This is a genomic window from Atlantibacter sp., assembly GCF_032062175.1.
In the GTDB taxonomy this organism is placed as follows: domain Bacteria; phylum Pseudomonadota; class Gammaproteobacteria; order Enterobacterales; family Enterobacteriaceae; genus Atlantibacter.
The window spans coordinates 110,933-132,126 of sequence record NZ_DAMBQK010000008.1; the positions used below are offsets into that span (position 1 = coordinate 110,933).

The following is a 21,194-nucleotide window of genomic DNA, read 5'->3' on the forward strand; positions in this document are numbered from 1 at the left end:
CGCCTCTAGTTTTGCAGAACCGATGAAACCAACAGTTGGGTGTAAGGATGATGCGGATCGTCGAGCACCCGGTCGGTTAGCCCACTTTCCACCACCTGGCCCTGCTTCATCACCAGTAGTCGGTTGGCCAGCAGCCGCGCCACGCCCAAATCGTGGGTGACAATGACCACCGCCAGGTTCAATTCCACCACCAGGCCGCGCAGCAGGTCGAGCAAACGCGCCTGCACTGAAACGTCCAGCCCGCCCGTCGGCTCATCCATAAACACCAGCCGGGGGTGCGTCACCAGATTGCGGGCGATTTGCAGGCGCTGCTGCATCCCGCCGGAAAACGTGGTAGGTAAATCGTCGATGCGCGAGGTAGGGATTTCAACTTCCTCAAGCCAGCGCGCGGCGGTGGCGCGGATATCACCGTAGTGACGCGCGCCTGTGGCCATCAGGCGTTCGCCGATATTGCCGCCGGCGGAAACCTGGCGGCGCAGGCCGTCCATCGGATGCTGATGCACCACGCCCCATTCGGTGCGCAGCAGGCGGCGGCGCTCGGCTTCGCTCATGCCGTACAGCGAACGATGCTGGTACATCACGTCACCCGCCTGCGGGGCCAGCCGCGCGGAAATCGACTTCAGCAGGGTGGTTTTACCGGAGCCGGATTCCCCGACAATCCCCAGCACTTCACCGGGCCATAAATCAAAGGAAACGTCGCTAAAGCCTTTGCCCGGCGCGTACAGGTGGGTCAGGTGATTAACCGAAAGCAGAGGTTGAGTCATGAGTTGTTGGCCTCGTAAACCGTGCGGCAGAAATCAGTATCGGAACAGACAAACATGCGGTTGCCCGCGTCATCCAGCACCACTTCGTCAAGATAGCTGTCATGGGACCCGCAGATGGCGCAGGGCTCGTCCCACTGCTGGACGCTGAACGGGTGGTCGTCGAAGTCGAGGCTTTCAACGCGGGTATACGGCGGCACCGCGTAGATGCGCTTTTCGCGCCCGGCCCCAAACAGTTGCAGCGCGGGCATTCTGTCCATTTTCGGGTTATCGAATTTCGGGATCGGCGACGGGTCCATGACGTAGCGGGCATTGACCTTCACCGGGTAGGCATAGGTGGTGGCGATATGGCCGAAGCGGGCGATATCTTCATACAGCTTTACCTGCATCACGCCGTATTCTTCCAGCGCGTGCATGGTGCGGGTTTCGGTTTCGCGCGGCTCGATAAAGCGCAGCGGCTCCGGGATCGGCACCTGGTAAATCAGGATCTGATCCTCCACCAGCGGCATCTCCGGGATGCGGTGGCGGGTCTGGATCAGGGTGGCATTTTCGGTGGATTCGGTGGTGGCAGCGTGGGTGACGCGCTGAAAGAAATTGCGGATCGACACGGCGTTGGTGGTGTCGTCTGCGCCCTGGTCGATCACTTTCAGCACGTCGGATTCGCCGATGATGCTGGCGGTGATCTGGATGCCGCCGGTTCCCCAGCCGTAAGGCATCGGCATTTCGCGGCCGCCAAACGGCACCTGGTAGCCGGGGATCGCTACCGCTTTTAAAATCGCGCGGCGGATCATGCGTTTGGTTTGCTCGTCCAGATAGGCGAAGTTATAACCGGCAAGATGAGTCACGGCGGGTCTCCTGTTCGCGTTGCAGGCGCTTAAGCAGTTCCAGTTCGGCCTGGAAATCGACGTAGTGGGGCAGTTTCAGGTGCGAGACAAACCCGGCGGCCTCGACGTTATCGGCATGGGCCAGTACGAACTCTTCATCCTGGGCCGGGGAGGAAATGTTCTCGCCGTAGTTCGGGGCCTGTAGCGCCCGGTCCACCAGCGCCATTGCCATGGCTTTGCGCTCGCTCTGGCCGAAGACCAGCCCGTAACCGCGCGTAAAGTGGGGGGATTCTTCTGGCGGATCGATAAAGCCGTTAACCATTTCGCATTCAGTCATCAGCAATTCGCCGACGTTGACCGCAAAACCCAACTCTTCGGGGATCAGTTCCACACCAACGTAGCCGCTGCGAATTTCGCTGGCGAACGGGTGGTTGCGCCCGTAGCCGCGCTGGGTGGAGTAGGCCAGCGCCAGCAAATAGCCCTCGTCGCCGCGCACCAGTTGCTGTAACCGCGAGGCGCGGGAACACGGGTAAACCGGCGGCTGGCGGGTGATGTCATCCGGCTGCTCGCCGCTGTCCTGCTCGGGCTTCGCCAGCTTTTGGGCTTCCAGCAGGCTAAACACGTGAGGCGCGTGCGGCTGGTCGCTATCGGCCTGCGTCAGCTTGGGGGCTTCACCCTCCGCCAGCAGAGCGAAATCCAGCAGGCGATGGGTGTAATCGTACGTCGGGCCGAGCAGCTGGCCGCCGGGCACGTCTTTGTACACCGCTGAAATGCGTCGTTCCAGGCGCATGGCGGCGGTATCAATCGGCTCGCTGACCGCCAGGCGCGGCAGCGTGGTGCGATAAGCGCGCAGCAGAAAAATGGCTTCCACGTTGTCGCCGCTGGCCTGCTTGAGCGCCAGTGCAGCCAGTTCGCGATCCGCGATGCCGCCTTCGGTCATCACCCGATCCACCGCCAGATTAAGCTGAGCATCGATTTGCGCCACGCTGAGTTCCGGGATCGCACTGTCGCCCCGGCGTTTGTGGTCCTGTAGGGCGTGCGCGGCGTCGATCGCTTTTTCGCCCCCTTTCACCGCAACGTACATCAGCACACCTCCACATGGGTGGTGCGCGGGATCGCCAGCAGACGATCGCCGCAGGTCAGGATCAGATCGATGCCCAGCGGGAACGGATGCGGGCGCTCGGTCAGTTCGTGGATCACGCATTCCGGCAACTGCGGCGCGACCATGCGCTCCTCATGAATGCCCGCGCCCGTGAGGCGCAGCATCCGCCCGCCGCTCAGGCTGGCGACCTGCATAATCAGCGTGGCGCTGGTTTCCGGCGCTACCGCGCTGCCCTGCGACAGCAGATTCAACTGCGTGGAAGTCAGCGTTTCATCGGCCACCGCGAACAGCGCGCTGGCGAGATCGTCGGTGAGCGGCGCGTTGGTATGAAAGCGCAGGTTCTGACGGACAAAATCGTTGCCCATTGCGGCGCTCAGCCACACCGGCGTGTCGTTATCCGCCAGTGTGAGCAGCACGCTGGTGGTGGCCTGGCCGAATGGCGGCCAGCCGTGGGCCAATTGATGCAGGGAAACAATCACGCCCGGCTCGCTCATGGCCTTGAGCAGGCGGCGAAAACTGTGTTGGGCGTCGTGAACCGGGGTAGCGAAAGCGGTTGTTAAGGTCATGCGTTATCTCCACGCACCAGGGTGAAAAAGTCGACCCGGCTGGCGTTCACCTGTTCGGCACGCGTTTGCAGGCGCGCGGCGCGGTGGGCTTCCAGCGGGGCAATAAGGGTTTCCAGCAGCGACGGATAGTGCTCCGGGTCCTGCATCAGTGCGTCGATCACCGCGCAGCGTTCGGCGTGGGGCTTGTTGCGCCCCAGTATCCAGCTGTAGCCGCACAGGCCGTTATTCAGGCGGATAACGGCGCGGGTCAGGGTGGCGTCGCCGGTATTAAAGCGTGAACCGGTGCCGCCCATGCGGCCCTGGATTTGCACCAGGCCGGTTTCTGCCGGGCGCAGGGTCTGGTACTCCGGCGCGATGCGCAGCGTTTCAACATAGCGCTGTAATTCGTCCGGCAGGCTGTGGGCCAGCACGGCCATCCAGCGCTGGCGTTGGGCGAGGGTGTAATGTGCCGCGTCCATTAGTGCTCCATGGTGAATTCAATCATGTCGGCGCGGGTCAGGCTGACGGAGTATTCCGCCGGTGTCGCCACGTCGTTGCGATGGTTAAGGGTGCGCACGCACAGCAGCGGCGCCATGTTGGGGATCTCCAGCAATTTGCTCTCTTTGGCCTGGGCGCGGCGCGCGCTGATGCGCGTCTGGGTGCGCAGCAGGCGAATATCGAGTTGCTGGTCGAGATAATCGTGCAATGAGCCCTGGCTAAAGCCCTGCAACGCAGGCCACCAGGCGAGCTCGGAAAAGTAGTGGTCGATCAGACACAGGGCGATGCCGTTGACCCGGCGCAGGGTGCGCAGATGGATCACGTTCTGTCCTTCGGTGACGTCCAGCGCCTGGGCGACCTGATTTGACGCCGGGCGCAGCACCGCTAACAGACGTTCGCTGGTGGGATGGCTGCCCTGTTCCAGCAAATTCTGGCTAAAGCGCGCCTGGGCGTTAAGCGGATAATCGAACGGGCGCATCAGTACCAGCACGCCGACGCCCTGACGGCGCTGCACCCAGCCGCGCTCCACTAACTGGTCAATGGCGCGGCGCAGGGTGTGGCGGTTAACCGAAAAGCGGTCCGCCAGTTGCTGTTCCGCCGGGAGATAGTCCCCGCAGCGGTAATGATTTTTCAGTTCCTCTTCAAGCTTTGCGGCAATTTCCTGATATCGGGTGGGGTAACTGGTCGGATGTCTGGATAAGTGCATAGCAATCAAAGCCTCGCAAATCAGATGAAGTGCTTACGCAAGCGCTGCGACAGGAAGTCGAGCAGGCTGACGGTAATGATGATGACAATCATCAGGGCGCAGGTTTGCTGGAACTGGAACCCGCGAATCGCTTCCCACAGCGTGACGCCAATCCCGCCTGCGCCGACCATGCCTACCACCGTGGCGGAACGGACGTTGGATTCGAAACGGTACAGGGAGTAGGAGATTAAGAGCGGCATCACCTGCGGCAGAACGCCGTAAAGAATTTCTTCGATTTTGTTGGCGCCGGTAGCGCGCACGCCTTCCACCGGGCCCGGCTCGATGGCTTCCACGGCTTCAGACAGCAGCTTGGACAGCACGCCGGTGGTGTGGATAAACAGCGCCAGCACGCCCGCGAACGGCCCTAATCCCACCGCCACCACGAACAGCATGGCGAACACCATCTCATTGATGGCGCGACAGGCGTCCATCAGGCGGCGCATCGGTTGGTAAATCCACCAGGGAACCAGGTTATCGGCGCACAGCAGGCCAAACGGAACAGACAGAACCACCGCCAGCGCGGTGCCCCAGACGGCGATTTGCAGGGTGATCAGCATTTCGCCCAAATAGTGTTGCCACTGGCTGAAATCCGGCGGGAAAAAGTCGGCGCTGAAGGTCGCCATATTGCCCGCGTCGCGGATCAAATTGAGCGGGGCCATCTCCGCGCCCTGCCATGAGGCGATCAGCACCGCCAGCAGCACGACCCAGCTCAGCAGGGTGAACCCGCTTCGCTTCGGGGCCGCAACAGTAATGGTTTGCATAAGGAACTCCGTAACGCGTCCTCACGGGCGAACCCGTGAGGACAGAGGATTACTGTGAGGCGGTGGTGACGTTGGTCATCGCGCCAAGCGCGGCGTTCAAACGATCCAGATCGTCCAGCTTCGCCTGAAGTTCTGCCGTTTTGGCGGCGCGATCCTGCTCGCTCAGGGTTTTGTTGGCTTTGACGCTCTGCATCTCTTTAAACAGCGCCAGTTGGCGAATCGGCACCAGTTGCAGGTCGCTGGACGGGCGGAACGGTGCCCAGGAAAGGCCCTTCAGCACCTGCTGCTCTTCAGCGGTTTTGCCGTAGGTGGTGAAGAAGTCGTAGATCTTGTCTTTGGTGGCATCAGAAAGGTTTTTACGCCAGACGATCGGATCGCTCGGGATCAGCGGTGATTTCCAGATCACTTTCAGCTGGTTAAATTTTTCCGGCGCGGTGACCTTCAGACGATCGAGGTTTTCGGTGTTGTTGGTCGCCACATCAAGCTGCTTGTTGGCTACGGCCAGCGCGTTGGTTTCGTGGTTGGCGTTCAGGGTGCGTTTGAAGTCGGTCGGCGCGATGTTGTTCTTCGCAAACACGTAGTAGCCCGGCACCAGGAAGCCTGAAGTCGAGTTAGGATCGCCGTTGCCGAAGGTCAGATCCTTACGCTTCGCCAGCAGTTCGTTAACGTCCTTGATCGGGTTGTCTTTGTTGACGATCAGCACGCTCCAGTAACCCGGCGATCCGTCTGCCGCCACGGTCTGGGCGAATACCTGGCCGTTAGCGCGATCCACCGCTTCCATGGCGGAGAGGTTGCCGTACCAGGCCACGTCGACTTTGTTAAAGCGCATGCCCTGGATAATGCCCGCGTAGTCCGGCGCGAAGAAGGCGTTGACCTTCATGCCCAGCTTTTTCTCCATATCCTTGAGAAACGGGTCCCACTGCGGTTTGAGGTTTTGCTGTGATTCGGTCGAAATGATGCCAAAGTTAATCGCCTTTTCCTGCTCTTGCGCCTGCGCCGGACTTAACAGGGCGCTAACGCTGAACATGCTGGTAAAGGCCAGAGCGGCAACCGCTTTGTAATTCATGAAATGTCCTCGGATAAGTTAGGCGGCCTGCGCGTTCTGTTCGACGCGATTCAGGCTGCGGTAGAGATGGTCGGAACGTTCGCTGTCGAAGGCGCTGCTGGCGCCATCGAAAAAGACCTTGCCCTGGCGCAGCGCCACAATGCGTTCGCAGTAGCGCAGGGCGTAATCCACCTGATGCAGCGTCACCACGATGGTGATGCCATCCTGGCGGTTAATGTCGCGCAGGGTTTCCATCACGATGCGCGCCGATTCCGGGTCGAGAGAGGCAATCGGTTCATCCGCCAGAATCACTTTGGCTTGTTGCATCAACGCGCGGGCAATCGCCACGCGCTGCTGCTGGCCGCCGGACAGCGTCGAAACCCGCTGGTACGCCAGATGCGCCATGCCGACGCGGGACAGCGCCTGAAGCGCGCGCTGCTTCTGCTCGCGGCTGAACCAGCTAAAACAGGTGCGCCAGAACGGCGTTGCGCCAAGTGCCCCGATCAGCACGTTTTCCATCACGGTCAGGCGGTTAACCAGGTTGAATTGCTGGAAGATATAGCCGGTCTGGGCGCGGGTCTGGCGGATGTCGCGGGCCAGGCGGCCTGCGCGCTGCACAGTGCGGCCCAGCATTTCGACGTGGATGTCGGGGGATTTGTCGCTGGTAATCAGCCCGCTGAGATGGCGCAGCAGGGTGGATTTCCCAGAGCCTGACGGCCCCAGCAGCGCAACCATTTCGCCATTATTGACCTCCAGACTCACACCCTTTAGCGCCTGATGGTTATGGAAAGTTCGGGTCAAATTTTCGACGCGGATAATCGTTTGCATTACACGGTCTCCATGAAAAGTGGCCTCATGTTGACCGGGTAATGTGACGATTCTGTTAACGGAAAATGGCAATCCGATGAAGAATGACCGTTATACAAGCCGATTTATTAGAGAATGCATTCAGCTACCTACTTTTGTCGTAGTGCAGTGCGCGGCGAGATTTTCTTAGCTTATGGGGTGCCGATTGTGCGCTTTTTCCGGGTAAGGCTGCGAGAGACTTTATGCGGGCGATTAACCTCACGTGACACGACGCGAAATTAACCTCTGGCAGCGGGAATCAACGATGAGCAAAGACATTGTTTTTTGTGCGGACGGGGTCTGGGGCGGGCCAGACCTTGACGTTCAACACAGCCCGGTTCGGGCTGGCAATGTTTACCAGCTGTTCGTGGCGCTGCGGGGGGAGGTGGATCAGCACAGCCTGCTGCTCGCCAATGAACAGGAGAAAACCTGGCGGGATCCCGACGGGGAAGTCTTACAGGTCGCAAAGTATATTCATGGGGTGGGCGACCCGAATAATCCGTTTGCGAACAGTCTGGATGGGGCATTTGGTGCCCGGCTTATCGTTCCCGTTGTCAGGGGTTATACCTTTATTAGCCGTCACTACCAGCCCGGCGATCGGATCTGGCTGATCGGATTTAGCCGCGGCGCGTACACGGTGCGGGCGCTGGCCGATATGATCCTCAGCCGTGGTTTGCTGGACAGCGCGCGCCTGGGGCTGAACGAGCATAACAAGCTTGATGCCTGGCGACGGGCGGCGGCAATCTGGACGCAGTATCGCGCCCACGCCGCGCATATGGATGGCGAGCTGCTCGGGCAGGTGGTGAGCGATCTGCCCGGCTACTTCTGCGAACCGCCTAAGCCCGACGAGCTGATTACCCACGTCCCGATTGAAGCGGTCGCCGCGTTTGAAACCGTGGGTAAAAAAGGCATTCCCGCCTATTACCAGGATCAACGCACCGACGTGTTCCGCTTCGGATCGTCGGTGCTGGGTCCCCAGGTAAAGTACGGTCTACAGGCGGTGGCGATAGATGAAGAACGTGTCGATCTGGAGCCGGTGCTGTGGGATTTCCGCGATCGGATTTTGCAGGTGCTGTTTGCCGGCATCCATGAGGATATCGGCGGCGGCTACGATGAAGAGAGCGAAGAAAGCGCGCTGGCCAACACCACGCTACGCTGGATGCGGGACGTCCTCAGCGACCTGGGTTTACCGCTGGAGGTGCGTCCGATTATCAGCAACGGGTTAGGACCGCTGCACTGCAACTGGTTCCCGCCGACGCCGTGGCGGCACATCGCGCCACGGCGGTTTCCTGCCCCGGTTCACTCTTCACTGATGATTCACCAGTCGGTGATCGACCGTATCTATGGCGGTAGCGCGCTGCCGTTCCAGTCTCCGGTTGATGGGATATGGAAGTTAAGCGATTACCAACCGGCGTCATTGCGAAAACATATGACCGCCGGCGGCATTCCGAAGAACTGGTCTGTTGCCTATTAACGTCTGTTAGCGAAAAACGGCAACGGCATCCACCAGCCGGGTCGCCTGATGCTTCACGGTTGCGGACGCTTCGGCTCCCTCTTGCACCAGGCTGGCATTTTGCTGGGTAATTTTATCCAGTTCGTCCACGGCGCGGGTAAGCTCTGTTAGCCCCTGCGCCTGGTGCGTCGTGGCGTCGCTGATTTGCGCAATCAGATTAGTGACGTTTTCGACCTGCTGTACAATCTCCCGCATGGTTTTACCCGCCACCTGTACCTGTTCTGAACCGGATTCTACATTGCGGGTGCTGGCCTCGATCAGCTTGCGAATATCGCTGGCGGCGGTTGCGCTTCGGCTGGCGAGATTGCGCACTTCGCCCGCCACAACCCCAAAACCTTTGCCCTGTTCCCCTGCACGGGCGGCTTCCACGGCGGCGTTCAGCGCCAGAATATTGGTCTGAAAGGCGATGCTGTCGATCAGGCTGGTGATGCTGCTGATTTGCGATGTACTTTGTGCAATCTGGTCCATGGTGGCGATGACGGTTTCCATCACTTCACCGCCGTTAGTGGCCGCGTGGCAGGTGGAAAGCGAGAGCTTGTCGGCAGCGCTGGCGGTTTCGGTATTATGTTGAACCGTGGCGGCGAGCTGGTTCATAGTGGCAAGGGTTTGCTGGACGTTGACCGCCGTCTGGCGGGTTCGCTCGCTGAGATCGTCATTGCCCTGCGCAAGCGCGTCGCTGCCCTGTCGTACGGTCACCACCTGGCTGCTGACGTCGTTGACCAGCCAGCGAAACATCAGCCCGAGCTGGCTAATCGCGCGCAGCGTGGTGCCGATTTCGTCGGCGCGCTGCATGTGATCCACACTGTGGCTGGCTCCCGTGGCTACCTGCAACGCCTGTTTGCAGACCTTTTCCATCGGACGGGAAACCTGTGTCTCCAGCCACAGACAAATCAGCAGGCTACAGATAGCCTGGAACCCCATAACGGTCAGCGCGCTATTCAGTGGCAACATGAGCGCCCAAAGCATCAGCGCGGTAAGGGGGAACAGTGTTAATAGCGGTAGCCGGATACGCCAGCGCAGCGGCAGCGTTTTAGACAGATTGAATAATCGGCCCACACCACGGCGTACCAGTAATCCGCTGTAGAATCGAAAGCCGGTTAATTTTCCCTGGTTAATTTTCTTATACAACGCATCGGCCTGCGCTATTTCCTCCGGCCAGGCTTTTGTTCGAATAGACATATAACCGCACGTCTGGTTATTTCGCACGATGGGGATCGCATTGGCCCGCACCCAATAAAAATCGCCATTATTACGGCGGTTTTTCACCAGTCCGGTCCACGGCTCGCCGCGCTTTAAGGTCTGCCACATGTCGGCAAATACCTGTTTTGGCATATCGGGATGGCGTACAACATTATGAGGATGGCTGATTAATTCCTCGGTACTAAAGCCGCTGGCGCTAATAAAACTGTCGTTAGTATAAGTAATATAACTCTGCAAGTCGGTGGTGGACATTAATGTATCATTATCAGCCAGAATATATTCTTTATTGGTCGTGTGAGGAGAATAACGCATAAATTCATCCTTAATAAACGGATAGGGTTTGTCAGAACGGATTTATTAATTATCGGTGGTGAGAGTATTATCTTTAGGTATAAAAGACGTTTTTATAATGTCCAAAAAAACATAGTTTTTTAATAATAAGAATATTGAATTATTATTAAGTAATTGATTAATATATGAATTACGATAAGCCTGTGATTGTTATCAAGTGGCTTGAATATATCTTTAAAGTAGCTTGAAATTATCAGCTTATCCGCTAAGGCATAACGGGATAAGCTTGCCACGAATAAGCGTCAGGATAGTGATGAAGTGCCAGAGGAAAAATGCTGCGCTGTATGACAGCGCAGCGTAGAAATCAGTTCTTTTTGACGAATTCTGATTTTAGCTTCATCGGGCCAAAACCATCGATTTTACAATCAATGTTATGGTCGCCTTCTACCAGACGAATGCCTTTCACTTTGGTGCCGATCTTCAGCATTGAAGAGCTGCCTTTCACCTTGAGATCTTTGATAACGGTGACGCTGTCGCCGTCGGCCAGCAGGTTGCCGTTGGCATCTTTAACGATCAGCGTATCTGCTTCCGGCGCTTCTTCAGTGGCGTTCCATTCGTGCGCGCACTCCGGGCAAATGAACATGCCGTTATCTTCATAGGTATATTCGGACTGGCACTGAGGGCAGTGGGGAAGTTGCATGGGGTTTCCTCTAAAAACGGTGGCGTGCTGTAAGCCGCAATAATGTGAAAAACGGGCATTCACCCGCAAAAACCGAGGATTATAACCTAAATCCCTGAACTTATCAGGGATTATTCCGCGCGCTGGCGCAACAACGCGCTACATCGGCTGCGACGCTTCACGAAGGTTGTCAATAACCTAAATTTTAGCGCAAATATGCGAAACATATATCGTGATTTGTCTTGTGTCGGTGTTATTCTGGCCTCTTAAGTGATATTTATTATTCTATGGTTATCGACAATCATCAGGGCTACACATCGGCCACAATGAGCGCACGCTTAATCACTTCATCGAATGGCTTATTTTTCCATTCAGGATGGCTTTTGCCCATAGCAGAGAAAAAAGAAAAATCCAGCATGGGTCGTCATTATTAGCGATTTTAATAACGTCACCAGATGGATAAACTGGTTATTTTCACCAAACAAAACGGCGTTTTAACTATTAAGGATTTATTTCCTTCAGGTAATTATAAAAGGCGTTACCCGATAATAAAAAGATAAAGCAAATAAAACTAAAGAAAATTTGCATTAAGGAAACATTTTATGCATACACAGACAATTTTTGAATTAAGCCAGGAAGCGGAGCGGTTAATCCATCTCGCCATGCATAACCTGGATATGCTGAAAAAAATCCCTTTGGCGGTGCAGGAAAATCCATCTGGTTTAGAGGGCGCGCGGATCGCGACGATCCATCCGTTACACTTCAGCCACAAGGGCGTGGAGGTTCAACAGGAAACCTTGCGCAATGAGCTACGTAAGGTGACGCATCAGGAAATGGTGCTGGCGATTGTCGGCACCATGAAAGCGGGGAAATCCACCACCATTAATGCCATCGTCGGCACAGAAGTGTTGCCGAACCGCAACCGCCCCATGACGGCACTACCGACGCTGATCCGCCATACGCCCGGCCAGGTCGACCCAATACTGTATTTTCCCCATGTCGGGCCTATTGAAACGTTAATGGCTGAACTGCAAAAAAAATTGTACGCCCGGCGTCGGGAAAACCTCGCTTCGCAACTGGAAATCGACAAGGACATGGACAGCCTGCTGTTGCGTATCGCCAGCGGCACCCGGTTTGAGAAACAATATTTAGGCGCGCAGCCGATCTTCCATTGCCTGAAAAGCCTCAACGATCTGGTGCGCTTGTCGAAAGTGCTGGATGTGGCGTTTCCCTTCAGCGCGTATACCGCGATCGAGCATATTCCGTTTATTCAGGTGGAGTTCGTCCACCTGGCGGGGATGGACCAGGGGTTAGGACAGTTAACCCTGTTGGATACCCCCGGCCCCAACGAGGCCGGACAGCCTCATCTGCAAAAAATGCTTCAGGAACAGCTGGCGAGCGCGTCGGCGGTGCTGGCGGTGATGGATTACACCCAGCTCAAGTCCGTTTCCGATGAAGAAGTGCGCCAGGCGTTATCCACGGTGGGCAAATCGGTGCCGCTTTACGCGCTGGTCAACAAATTCGATCAGAAAGACCGTAACAGCGACGATGAAGATCAGGTGCGGGCGCTGATTTCCGGCACCCTGATGAAGGGCCATATTGAGCCGGACCATATTTTCCCGGTGTCGTCGATGTGGGCGTATTTAGCCAATCGCGCGCGCCATGAGCTGATGCATAAAGGCCAGTTGCCGTCCCATACCCAGCAGCTGTGGGTGCAGGATTTCGCGGAAGCGGCGCTGGGCCGACGCTGGCGTACTGAATCGTTAACCGATATCACCGCGCTGCGCCATGCCGCCGAGCTTTTATGGGAAGATTCCCTGTTTGAGCAGCCGATCAAAACGGTGCTGCATGCGGCCCATGCCAACGCCTCGCTTTACGCGTTGCGCTCCGCATCGCATAAGTTGCTGAACTACGCCCAGAGCGCGCAAACCTATATGACTTTTCGCCGCCAGGGGCTGGATATCGCCAGCGACCAGTTGCAGCAGAGCATCGTACGGCTGCGCCAGAATATCGACGAGTTGCAGTCCTCCCGTAACGGGGTACGCGACGAGGTTCAGCACGAAGTGGCCCAGGCATTGCAGGGCGGAGCGGCGTGCATTGCGGATTATCAGCGCCGCATGATTGAAAGCCTGAGCAGCTATTTCCGCAGCGGGCAAATTCCTGAGGTTTCCCTGAGTGGTATTGGCCGCCACGACCCGCATCGCCGCCGCGATTTTGAGCCGGGTTGCCAGCAGATGATGCTGGAGTCTGAAAGCGAAGCGCGCACGCTGCTGCATAAAATCCGCGCCTCGTGCGATGTGATTATGCTGGGCTTTCAGGAAGGATTGATCCGCGACCTGGCGACCTTATTCAGCCAACTGGAAATCACCCTGACGCGCACCCTGCGCGATGCGTTGCATCCCATCGAAACCCGCGTCTCTGACGGCCTGATCCAGGCGGGATTTAAAGCGCACATTACGCTACCCGCATTCAGCGCCAATCAACTTAACTTTAACGCGCACTCGCTGTTTAACGACGCTATCGATCAGCAAACGCTGCCGCTTAACCGCGCCCGCGGCAGAGGCGGGATGAAAGGAACGGTGGTGCGCTGGCTGAACAGCTCGGAGTGGGGCTGGGAAGGCTATACCGCCAGCGCCCGGCGTTTCGTGATAGATATCCCGGGCCTTGAACAAAAGCTGTATCAGCATATCGAACAGTTCAGCAGCCAGGTGCGACAGGCGATGGACACGCAAATTGATGTCTCTGTCAGCGCGGGTCTCGCCAGCTTCTTCGCCGAGTTCTCCGGCGCGCTGTCCTCAATCGAAGCCAGCCTGCAGCAAAGCCTGGTCGCTCGCCAGCAAAATGAAGATGCGCTTCTGGCGCTGCGTAAACAGCTACAACAGTGCAATTCCACCGCCGGGTTTATTTATGAGGATGCCCGGTTACTGCGCGATGATATCCAAACCCTTTTTGCTGCGGAGTATGGCGTATGAGGCAGACCGCTTTACTTGATGGACCAGGACGGCTTTTACAAAGCGTCACGGATAAGTGGATGGTCGATACCACCCTGGCCGTTCAACAGCGGCGCGTCCCGCCTGCGGTTCCGCACCAGCAGGCGATAGGCGAGCGGTTGCAGAAGGAGTTGCTGGCGCAATCCAACCTGCCGAACTGGTGGACCACCGCCGCCATGACCGAGGGCGCGCAGTGGCTGCCGGGGTTGCTGGACGGCGTGAGCCAGTACCGCCAGCCGGGGCATATGGCGTTAAGCCTGATTGCTCAGGCGCTGCTGGCGGAAATCCCAGGCCGGGAGCCCGCCCTGGTGACGCAACTGGAACAGTTAGGCAGTTATTACCAGCAGTGCGCCACGCGGCTTGAAGATGAACTGGCCTCGCGCGGGCTGGAAAACGAAGGCCTCGAGCATATCGATGCGGTATTCGACCGCTGGCGTTCCGGCCATTACGGTGAGTTTTCTCCTGCAGGGCGGTGTTATGTGGTGCTGGAGGAGTTACGCTGGGGCCGTTGCGGCGCGGCTATTCGGCTGAGCACGCCAAAAGCGCGTGACGCGCTGCTGGAAGAGATCCGTCGGCAGGCGACGGCGTTGCTGGCCAAAAGCGTCGACGCCTCAGCGCAGACGCGTCACTTTTATCAGCAGTGGCTCAATTCCCCGCCGACGCCGAGCCTGTTGGATTATAAAGATACCCTGAGTTGGCTGGGCAACTGGAGCGACAGCGAACGCCAGCCGGTGTGCTGGTCAGTCACCCAAAGCTGGAAAAGCGTGGCGCTGGGTATGCCGCGTTTGTGTTCTGCGTCGCGTCTGGCCGGAGCGATGGTGGATGAAGTGCTGGTGGATTCGCTGGCAGCCTGATTTTATCTGATCCTTATAAAGCAAAACGCCGCACTCGGGAGTGCGGCGTTTTTTTTTACGGTTTAGCGATTAGTGGTGCTGAACCTGCTGCTCCGGCTGCTTCGCCTCAGCGGGTTTATAACCGCCGACGTGTTTGGCGTACAGCGCGGTGATAATCGGCACCAGGATGGCGGTAACGATAACGCTCGCGGCGACCAGCGCGGTGGCGGAAGCGGCGACCGGTTCAAACGCCGGGTTAATCTGCGCGATGATAACCGGGTTCGCAACCGCTGCGCCTGCTGCGGAAGACGCTGCCACACCGGCAGTACCATTACCGCCGCCAATCACGCGGTCTGCGATAATCAGCGGGATACCGGTGATAACGATAACCGCAACACCCAGAACTACGCCCAGAAGACCTGTATCCAGAATCACACCCAGGTTGATGGTGTTACCCAGCGCGAAGCCGAAGAACGGGATCAGAACCGGGGTCGCCTTGCTGAAGAACGCGCGGAAATCGTGGTCCAGGTTACCCAGGGTAAAGCCAATCAGGAACGGCAGCACAGCGCCGATAAAGTGGTGCGGCTCGAATGAAGCCAGACCTGCGGAACCCAGGATCACCATGGTCATCAGCGGGCCGGATTCCAGAGACATCAGGACGAATGCGCCAGATTCTTCTTTAGTACCGTACTGGTTCATCAGGCTGGCATACAGACCACCGTTGGTCATATCCATCGCAGACACGATTGCCAGCACCGAAATACCGGCAAAGAAGCCGGTCTGAATCCCGCCTTCCGGGATAAACGACGCGGCAATCATGGCGACCAGCCAGGCTACGCCGATTTTGGTAATAACCAGCGTACCGGACTTACGTAATACGGTGCCGGTTGCGCGTAAATCGATTGAGGCCCCGATACAGAAAAACCATACCGCAAGAATCGGTACCGTTCCGCTAATCATACCTTTGGTAAAGGAACCGAAATACGCGCCGGTATCCGGTGCAAAGGTATTGAGAATGGCACCGAGCAGGAGCGGAATAAGCATCATCCCGCCCGGGATTCGTTCCATAGTCGCTTTAATTTTCATGTACAGGCCTCTTAACTTAGATTTTCTGGTATCAGCAGACAGGTTTTGCAAGCTGCTAATAAAAAAGATTTTTTGTGCGTTGCGAGTCGTATTGTCTTCTCCGGGTGGCGCGCCTTTACGGGTCACCTTGCCGTCTGGCTTAAGTAAAAATCTGAATCTCGCTAATCAGTGGTGATACTATTGATCCATTGGAATATTGATTCAATAGAAATGAAACGTTGTTTTAGTTATCTTCGTCACAATATTGATTTTTGGTTTTGTTAAGATCGGTAACAGCGAAAATTAATGTAAAGAGTTTGTACTTTTTATTGTTGAATATGCTGAATTAATAATAACGGGCGTTATTCTTAGCCCCCGTAACGTCACTGAGGAGACATAATGGACGTACGCCAAAGTATTCATAGCGATCACGCTAAGACCCTGGACACCGCCGGGTTACGTAAAGAGTTTTTGATTGAAAAAGTTTTCGTGGCTGATGAGTACACCATGACGTACAGCCATATCGACCGCATTATTGTCGGCGGCGTGATGCCGGTTAACCGCACGGTGAGCGTAGGCGGCGAAGTGGGTAAACAGCTGGGTGTGACCTATTTCCTGGAGCGTCGTGAGCTGGGTGTGATCAACATTGGCGGGCCTGGCCTGATCCGCGTTGATGGCACCTGCTACGAAATGAACCATCGTGATGGCCTGTATGTGGGTAAAGGCGCGCAGGAAGTGGTGTTCGAAAGCGTCGACCCGGCGAACCCGGCTCGCTATTACTATAACTGTGCACCGGCGCACCTGACTTATCCGACCAAACGCGTTACGCCTGCTGATGTTGCGCCGGTAACCCTGGGCGAAGACGTGACCAGCAACCGCCGCACCATCAACAAATACTTCGTGCCGGATGTGCTGGAAACCTGCCAGTTGAGCATGGGCCTGACCGAACTGGCACCGGGCAACCTGTGGAATACCATGCCGTGTCACACCCATGAACGCCGTATGGAAGTTTATTTCTACTTCAACATGGACGAGAACAGTTGCGTATTCCATATGATGGGCCAGCCGCAAGAAACCCGTCACATTGTGATGCAGAATGAGCAGGCGGTGATTTCCCCGAGCTGGTCAATTCACTCTGGCGTAGGCACCAAAGCGTACACCTTCATTTGGGGTATGGTGGGTGAGAACCAGGTATTCGACGACATGGACCACGTTGCGGTGAAAGATTTGCGTTAAGTCCTGTTTCTTTTCGATAGTTAATACAAACGCACCGTAATTTATTTCTGAGCGTCGGTTGAGCCATCATCCGACGCTTTTTTCATTTCCAAATCACCGCCTATCATTTATTGCAGTTGCTTTAATCCTGCCAACTGATATAAGCAGCGCTCACAATTATTCTCTTCTAAGTCATTAATTAACCTAAGTTAAATTTATGAACGCATCTGAACTGAGAGGTCTACAGGCACTTCGTGGCCTGGCGGCACTGAGCGTTATGCTTTTTCATTTTCGCTGGAATCTTAACGACGTTTATCCTGGCGTCGGCGATCGTCTCTTCGGCTGGGGCGCGACCGGAGTCGATCTGTTTTTCCTGCTTAGCGGCTTTGTGATCACGCTGACAATGCAGCGTACTCCCACTGGCATACCGGGCGCTGTCCAGTTTTTAAAGCGCAGGCTATTACGGATATTTCCGGCGTATTATATTATTTTGCTGATCACCTTCTTATTATCCGGGGCAATGAGTATCTTTCATTATCCTGATAAATTAGCCAATTTAATTAGCTCTCTATTATTTCAGCCAATTTATCCCGACCACGCGCCATTTTATGTCGATGACGGGGGAATGTATGGCATTCGCTGGACGTTAAATTATGAAATTTATTTTTATTTGATTGCTGGGCTATCGATTATCATGCCGGGGCGCTGGGTTGGCATTGTGTCTTATTTCCTGCTGACGTTGTTTTTATTGCCGGTGATGAGCGGGTATGCTTTTACGCTTTCTCCACAAGGTTACCCGTACGCGTCGCCCTTACTGGGGTTGATCACTAACCCTATGATTTTTCTGTTTCTGGAAGGCATGTTATTCGGGCTGCTGTATCCCTTGCTAAAAAAAGCACCTGCCAGGCTCATGACTGCAATTTTTATTGGCAGCGTCATCCTCGCGGTGGTGATGTTTAGCAATAATCGGCTAACCGGGCATGGCGTAATGAGTTCAGGGCTGGTGTATGTATTTATGCTGATAAGCGTTATTGGCGCTGAAAAAGCCATTGGCAAATATGTGCCTCGCAGCCTTGTGGTGTTGGGGAATATCTCCTTTTCGCTTTATCTTATCCATACGTTGATGAATACCGGTATTGGCAAGCGATTTGAAAGCATAGGGATTGAATCCGGCGTGACGCGTTTTGCGCTGTCTGCGGTGTTGTCACTGATTCTCGCCTGGCTGTCCTGGCGATACATTGAACAGCCATTTTATGCAAAGCGTAAAGGGGCAGGGAAGCGGGTGATAGCGGCAGAGAATTGATTGTCGCGCGGCGGCTCTTTTCGGGCTGCCGCTTGAAAAAATTGTCAGGATGTAGAAAAGCAAAAACCCGCCTTGTGGGCGGGTTCTTTGAATAGTGGTGCCCGGACTCGGAATCGAACCAAGGACACGGGGATTTTCAATCCCCTGCTCTACCGACTGAGCTATCCGGGCAACGGGGCGAATTAAACCGTAAAGGCCGCATGGCGTCAACGGCTTTGTCATAAAAAATCGGTAAATCTGTGTTGATTGCCTGCTTTTCATGCAAAATCCGCAAAAGCGGACGTTTTCACGTCAGGGCACCGCCGAGACGGCACTGGGCGAAACGCAGAATATCTTCCGCCAGATGGCGAGCGGTATCCACATCAGCCTGGCTGCGTTTTACCAGCAGGCGGCTCAGGCAGCCTTCCAGGATCAGCTCCATCTGCTTTGCGACCATCGTTGGGTCGTCCACTTCCAGTTGCGTAAGCAGCGCATGCGTGTAATCCAGCGCCGCTTTTTTCTGGCGGTCGGCAATCTGGTGGATCGGGTGCGAAGCATCAGGATAAAAAGTGCAGGCAGCGATAAACAGACAACCCGGATAGCGGTTCTGGCTGACGCACTCGGTCAGCGCCTGATAGCGGTACAGCAGCTTCTGCTCAATGCTGAGCTCGTCATTATGAAGCAGTTGCCTGCGCCAGGCTTCAACCTGCTCATTCAGGTGACGCAACGCATCATAAAACAGCGCCTCCCGGTCGGGCCAGAAGCGTACGATCTCCTCAGCGGGATAATTCGCTCTGGCGGCCACCATCTCCAGCGTGGTGTTGGCAAGCCCCTTTTCTTCTAATACATGCAGGGCATGCTCAAGTACTTGTTCGCGTTGCACGGTTCACTCCTCCGTTCGTCCCAACGGTTATTTCCACCCCAAGTGTTGTTTACCGGACCAGATTGTGCAAATGCGCGGTAAAATCAGCGGCGTTCATAAAGCCGGTGACGCGCTGCTGCGGTTGTTCCTGACCGTTAGCGTCAAAGAACAAAATGGTCGGTAAACCCAGCACCTGGAGATGTTTTAACAAGGCCACATCCTGAGGGCTGTTGCGGGTAACGTCCGCCTGTAGCAGCACGGTGTTTTCCAGCGCGCGATGCACATCAGGATGGCTGAAGGTGTATTTTTCAAACTCTTTGCACGCTACGCACCAGTCGGCGTACAGATCCAGCATTACCGGTTTCCCTTTTGCCTGCGCCAGTGCGCTGTTCAGGGAATCAATATCGGTAATACGTGTAAAGTTGAGATGGGCCTGAGCCGTCTGTACTGGCGTATTGAACGCCCAGTCCTGCAACGGACGGGCGGCAACCAGCGCAGCGCCCAGCAGAACGATTTGCACCACGCGCATCCAGCCTTTTTGGCTGTTAAGCGAGGTGATAAACGCCCAGCCGAAGAACGCGATGCCCAGCAGGCTCCACAGGCGTAATCCCCAGGCCTCGCCAATCACGCGTTCCAGCAGGAACACCGGGAGGGCCAGGATCACAAAACCAAACGCGATTTTAACCTGCTGCATCCACGGGCCGCTTTTCGGCAGCAGCCGGTTGCCGAACACGGTCACCATGATCAGCGGCAGCCCCATGCCCAGCGCGTAGAGATATAACGTCCCGCCCCCCAGCCAGAGATTGCCGCTCTGGGCGATATACAGCAGGATGGCGCTCAGCGGTGCCGTCGTGCACGGCGAGCAAATCAGCCCGGCAATCGCGCCCATACTGAACACGCCCGCCAGCGAACCGCCCTGTTGACGGTTGCTGATAAGCGTCAGGCGCGTTTGCAGCGAAGAGGGCAGTTGCAGCGTGTAAAGGCCAAACATCGACAGCGCCAGGGCGATAAACGCCACCGACAGACCAATCAAAATATAGGGATGCTGAAGCGCGGCCTGGAACTGCAACCCGGCGGCCGCCACTATCAGGCCCAGTGCCGTATAGGTGAGCGCCATCCCCTGAACATAGACAAATGACAGCCACAGCGCGCGCGTCGTCGACAGGCGCTGTTTGCCCCCTAAAACGATGCCGGAGATCAACGGGTACATCGGCAGAACGCAGGGTGTAAACGCGATGCCGATGCCAATTAACAACGCCCAAAGTGCAGAGAAGGGGAGTTGCGACGGTTTCTCTTGCGGCGTGGTAACCGGCGCGGGGGCAAATTCACCTGGCGCGACCGCATTAAGCGGCACCACTTTGGTTTCCGGCGGATAACAGAAGCCCGCTTCGGCACAGCCCTGGTAAGTCACGCGCAGGGTCGCACCCTGTGCCGCCTCGGTAATCGGCAGCGTGACGGATAGCTGTTGTTTATAAATTTCAGTTTTGCCGTAAAACTCATCTTCATGCCACTCACCGGCGGGAAGATCCAACGCGCCGACCGTGGCCTGGGCAGGCGTCACGCTGATTTGCTGGCGGTAAAGATAGTAGCCGGATTTAATTTGCCAGTTCAGCCCCAGGCTGTTGCCCTGTTGCTGGAAGTCAAATGCGAAGGCGCTGTCCACCGGGACAAACTGGCTTTTCTGGGAATCGAATAATCCGGCGTAAACCTGGGTGCTGCAAAACAGCAGAATTAGCGTAAGGATGCGTTGAGCCATGACAGGTAATCACTATCTCCGTGGAGCACTGGCAAAACCAGTAATTCAGGTGTCTGGTAAGGATGATGGGACTTCAGACACGCCAGCAACGCGTCCTGACGCTGGGTATCGCTTTTCAGCAGCATTTGCACTTCATACTCCTGCTCGAGCTTCCCTTCCCAGTAATAGAGCGACGAGGCGCCAGGCAGTAGCGTGACGCAGGCGGCGAGTTTTTCGCTCAGAACTTTTGTCGCCAGTTCTTGTGCGGTGGCTTCATCCGGGGCGGTGCAGAGTACTACGACAGCGGTGGGCGTGGTCATAATCATCCTCGTCTCAGTGAAAGCAGGCACTATATCACGGGCAAGGGGCAGGGATAATGAAACGGGCCGCAATGCGGCCCGT

The 21,194-nt window shown here is 56.2% G+C and carries 20 protein-coding genes and 1 tRNA gene; 5 read left to right on the forward strand and 16 right to left on the reverse strand.

The features are described 5' to 3' along the window. Positions 1 to 5: 5 nt before the first annotated feature. From phnK to phnC, 9 genes are read right to left on the reverse strand one after another with little or no spacing between them, the layout of a single operon-like run. On the reverse strand, positions 6 to 764 hold the full coding sequence (gene phnK / locus RT120_RS09870) for a phosphonate C-P lyase system protein PhnK (RefSeq protein ID WP_312982211.1): 759 nt from the start codon (positions 762 to 764) through the stop codon (positions 6 to 8). After that, a complete protein-coding gene (locus tag RT120_RS09875) occupies positions 761 to 1,606 on the reverse strand; it encodes an alpha-D-ribose 1-methylphosphonate 5-phosphate C-P-lyase PhnJ (protein WP_312982214.1) in 846 nt (281 codons plus the stop codon). Before RT120_RS09875 ends, phnK begins: the two co-directional genes overlap by 4 nt. Then, positions 1,584 to 2,669 (reverse strand): carbon-phosphorus lyase complex subunit PhnI, encoded by a 1,086-nt coding sequence (locus RT120_RS09880; protein WP_312982216.1) that lies wholly within the window; start codon positions 2,667 to 2,669, stop codon positions 1,584 to 1,586. The genes RT120_RS09875 and RT120_RS09880 overlap by 23 nt, the downstream gene beginning before the upstream one ends. Then, complete coding sequence (phnH, locus tag RT120_RS09885; protein ID WP_312982218.1) at positions 2,669 to 3,253, reverse strand: phosphonate C-P lyase system protein PhnH; 585 nt, start codon at positions 3,251 to 3,253, stop codon at positions 2,669 to 2,671. Before phnH ends, RT120_RS09880 begins: the two co-directional genes overlap by 1 nt. Further along, positions 3,250 to 3,711, reverse strand: a complete 462-nt coding sequence (phnG, locus tag RT120_RS09890) for a phosphonate C-P lyase system protein PhnG (RefSeq protein WP_312982219.1) — start codon at positions 3,709 to 3,711, stop codon at positions 3,250 to 3,252. Before phnG ends, phnH begins: the two co-directional genes overlap by 4 nt. Then, the gene (gene phnF, locus RT120_RS09895; protein ID WP_312982221.1) at positions 3,711 to 4,436 is read right to left on the reverse strand and encodes a phosphonate metabolism transcriptional regulator PhnF; all 726 of its coding nucleotides are present in this window, start codon (positions 4,434 to 4,436) and stop codon (positions 3,711 to 3,713) included. Before phnF ends, phnG begins: the two co-directional genes overlap by 1 nt. Positions 4,437 to 4,456: 20 nt before the next feature. Beyond that, on the reverse strand, positions 4,457 to 5,236 hold the full coding sequence (gene phnE / locus RT120_RS09900) for a phosphonate ABC transporter, permease protein PhnE (protein WP_312982225.1): 780 nt from the start codon (positions 5,234 to 5,236) through the stop codon (positions 4,457 to 4,459). A 49-nt stretch (positions 5,237 to 5,285) separates the two neighbouring features. Continuing rightward, positions 5,286 to 6,302: a phosphonate ABC transporter substrate-binding protein gene (gene phnD, locus RT120_RS09905; RefSeq protein ID WP_312982227.1), complete on the reverse strand. Its 1,017-nt coding sequence runs from the start codon at positions 6,300 to 6,302 to the stop codon at positions 5,286 to 5,288. A gap of 18 nt (positions 6,303 to 6,320) precedes the next feature. Then, positions 6,321 to 7,109, reverse strand: a complete 789-nt coding sequence (phnC, locus tag RT120_RS09910) for a phosphonate ABC transporter ATP-binding protein (RefSeq protein ID WP_312982229.1) — start codon at positions 7,107 to 7,109, stop codon at positions 6,321 to 6,323. Positions 7,110 to 7,392: 283 nt separating this feature from the next. Here phnC and RT120_RS09915 point away from each other — a divergent pair, with 283 nt between their 5' ends. Continuing rightward, positions 7,393 to 8,601, forward strand: a complete 1,209-nt coding sequence (locus RT120_RS09915; protein ID WP_312982231.1) for a DUF2235 domain-containing protein — start codon at positions 7,393 to 7,395, stop codon at positions 8,599 to 8,601. 6 nt (positions 8,602 to 8,607) lie between these two features. On the opposite strand, the gene RT120_RS09920 is transcribed toward RT120_RS09915, so the two are convergent. Continuing rightward, positions 8,608 to 10,152: a methyl-accepting chemotaxis protein gene (locus tag RT120_RS09920; protein WP_312982232.1), complete on the reverse strand. Its 1,545-nt coding sequence runs from the start codon at positions 10,150 to 10,152 to the stop codon at positions 8,608 to 8,610. Positions 10,153 to 10,495: 343 nt separating this feature from the next. Then, positions 10,496 to 10,831 carry a zinc ribbon domain-containing protein YjdM gene (locus tag RT120_RS09925; protein WP_312982233.1) on the reverse strand — a complete coding sequence of 112 codons (336 nt, stop codon included), beginning with the start codon at positions 10,829 to 10,831 and terminating at the stop codon, positions 10,496 to 10,498. 581 nt (positions 10,832 to 11,412) lie between these two features. Here RT120_RS09925 and crfC point away from each other — a divergent pair. Both crfC and RT120_RS09935 read left to right on the forward strand, forming a co-directional pair. Further along, on the forward strand, positions 11,413 to 13,782 hold the full coding sequence (gene crfC / locus RT120_RS09930) for a clamp-binding protein CrfC (RefSeq protein WP_312982235.1): 2,370 nt from the start codon (positions 11,413 to 11,415) through the stop codon (positions 13,780 to 13,782). Between the two features lie 59 nt (positions 13,783 to 13,841). Beyond that, positions 13,842 to 14,654, forward strand: a complete 813-nt coding sequence (locus RT120_RS09935) for a diguanylate cyclase regulator RdcB family protein (protein WP_312982237.1) — start codon at positions 13,842 to 13,844, stop codon at positions 14,652 to 14,654. A 69-nt stretch (positions 14,655 to 14,723) separates the two neighbouring features. On the opposite strand, the gene kdgT is transcribed toward RT120_RS09935, so the two are convergent. Next, complete coding sequence (gene kdgT / locus RT120_RS09940; protein WP_312982240.1) at positions 14,724 to 15,719, reverse strand: 2-keto-3-deoxygluconate transporter; 996 nt, start codon at positions 15,717 to 15,719, stop codon at positions 14,724 to 14,726. Positions 15,720 to 16,097: 378 nt separating this feature from the next. Between kdgT and kduI the strand changes: the two genes are divergently transcribed. Both kduI and RT120_RS09950 read left to right on the forward strand, forming a co-directional pair. Beyond that, the gene (gene kduI, locus RT120_RS09945) at positions 16,098 to 16,934 is read left to right on the forward strand and encodes a 5-dehydro-4-deoxy-D-glucuronate isomerase (RefSeq protein ID WP_312982242.1); all 837 of its coding nucleotides are present in this window, start codon (positions 16,098 to 16,100) and stop codon (positions 16,932 to 16,934) included. Positions 16,935 to 17,130: 196 nt separating this feature from the next. Continuing rightward, positions 17,131 to 18,216, forward strand: coding sequence for an acyltransferase (locus RT120_RS09950; protein WP_312982244.1), 1,086 nt, complete (start codon positions 17,131 to 17,133; stop codon positions 18,214 to 18,216). A 95-nt stretch (positions 18,217 to 18,311) separates the two neighbouring features. On the opposite strand, the gene RT120_RS09955 is transcribed toward RT120_RS09950, so the two are convergent. From RT120_RS09955 to cutA, 4 genes are all read right to left on the reverse strand, one after another. Further along, positions 18,312 to 18,387: transfer RNA gene (locus RT120_RS09955), tRNA-Phe, on the reverse strand. A gap of 115 nt (positions 18,388 to 18,502) precedes the next feature. Beyond that, entirely contained in the window at positions 18,503 to 19,078 is a 576-nt protein-coding gene (locus RT120_RS09960; protein WP_312982247.1) for a transcriptional regulator, read from the reverse strand. Positions 19,079 to 19,127: 49 nt separating this feature from the next. Continuing rightward, entirely contained in the window at positions 19,128 to 20,813 is a 1,686-nt protein-coding gene (locus tag RT120_RS09965; protein WP_312982248.1) for a protein-disulfide reductase DsbD, read from the reverse strand. Then, entirely contained in the window at positions 20,789 to 21,112 is a 324-nt protein-coding gene (gene cutA, locus RT120_RS09970) for a divalent cation tolerance protein CutA (RefSeq protein ID WP_312982249.1), read from the reverse strand. Before cutA ends, RT120_RS09965 begins: the two co-directional genes overlap by 25 nt. Positions 21,113 to 21,194: the final 82 nt, after the last annotated feature.

Bases quoted from the DNA above. Each gene is read 5' to 3' on its own strand.
- phnD (WP_312982227.1), bottom strand. From the start codon at position 6,302: ATGAATTACAAAGCGGTTGCCGCTCTGGCCTTTACCAGCATGTTCAGC.
- phnC (WP_312982229.1), bottom strand. From the start codon at position 7,109: ATGCAAACGATTATCCGCGTCGAAAATTTGACCCGAACTTTCCATAAC.
- RT120_RS09920 (WP_312982232.1), bottom strand. From the start codon at position 10,152: ATGCGTTATTCTCCTCACACGACCAATAAAGAATATATTCTGGCTGAT.
- RT120_RS09880 (WP_312982216.1), bottom strand. From the start codon at position 2,669: ATGTACGTTGCGGTGAAAGGGGGCGAAAAAGCGATCGACGCCGCGCAC.
- RT120_RS09965 (WP_312982248.1), bottom strand. From the start codon at position 20,813: ATGGCTCAACGCATCCTTACGCTAATTCTGCTGTTTTGCAGCACCCAG.
- RT120_RS09935 (WP_312982237.1), top strand. From the start codon at position 13,842: ATGGTCGATACCACCCTGGCCGTTCAACAGCGGCGCGTCCCGCCTGCG.
- phnF (WP_312982221.1), bottom strand. From the start codon at position 4,436: ATGCACTTATCCAGACATCCGACCAGTTACCCCACCCGATATCAGGAA.
- kdgT (WP_312982240.1), bottom strand. From the start codon at position 15,719: ATGAAAATTAAAGCGACTATGGAACGAATCCCGGGCGGGATGATGCTT.
- RT120_RS09950 (WP_312982244.1), top strand. From the start codon at position 17,131: ATGAACGCATCTGAACTGAGAGGTCTACAGGCACTTCGTGGCCTGGCG.
- RT120_RS09915 (WP_312982231.1), top strand. From the start codon at position 7,393: ATGAGCAAAGACATTGTTTTTTGTGCGGACGGGGTCTGGGGCGGGCCA.
- RT120_RS09925 (WP_312982233.1), bottom strand. From the start codon at position 10,831: ATGCAACTTCCCCACTGCCCTCAGTGCCAGTCCGAATATACCTATGAA.
- phnH (WP_312982218.1), bottom strand. From the start codon at position 3,253: ATGACCTTAACAACCGCTTTCGCTACCCCGGTTCACGACGCCCAACAC.
- phnK (WP_312982211.1), bottom strand. From the start codon at position 764: ATGACTCAACCTCTGCTTTCGGTTAATCACCTGACCCACCTGTACGCG.
- kduI (WP_312982242.1), top strand. From the start codon at position 16,098: ATGGACGTACGCCAAAGTATTCATAGCGATCACGCTAAGACCCTGGAC.
- phnG (WP_312982219.1), bottom strand. From the start codon at position 3,711: ATGGACGCGGCACATTACACCCTCGCCCAACGCCAGCGCTGGATGGCC.
- cutA (WP_312982249.1), bottom strand. From the start codon at position 21,112: ATGACCACGCCCACCGCTGTCGTAGTACTCTGCACCGCCCCGGATGAA.
- phnE (WP_312982225.1), bottom strand. From the start codon at position 5,236: ATGCAAACCATTACTGTTGCGGCCCCGAAGCGAAGCGGGTTCACCCTG.
- crfC (WP_312982235.1), top strand. From the start codon at position 11,413: ATGCATACACAGACAATTTTTGAATTAAGCCAGGAAGCGGAGCGGTTA.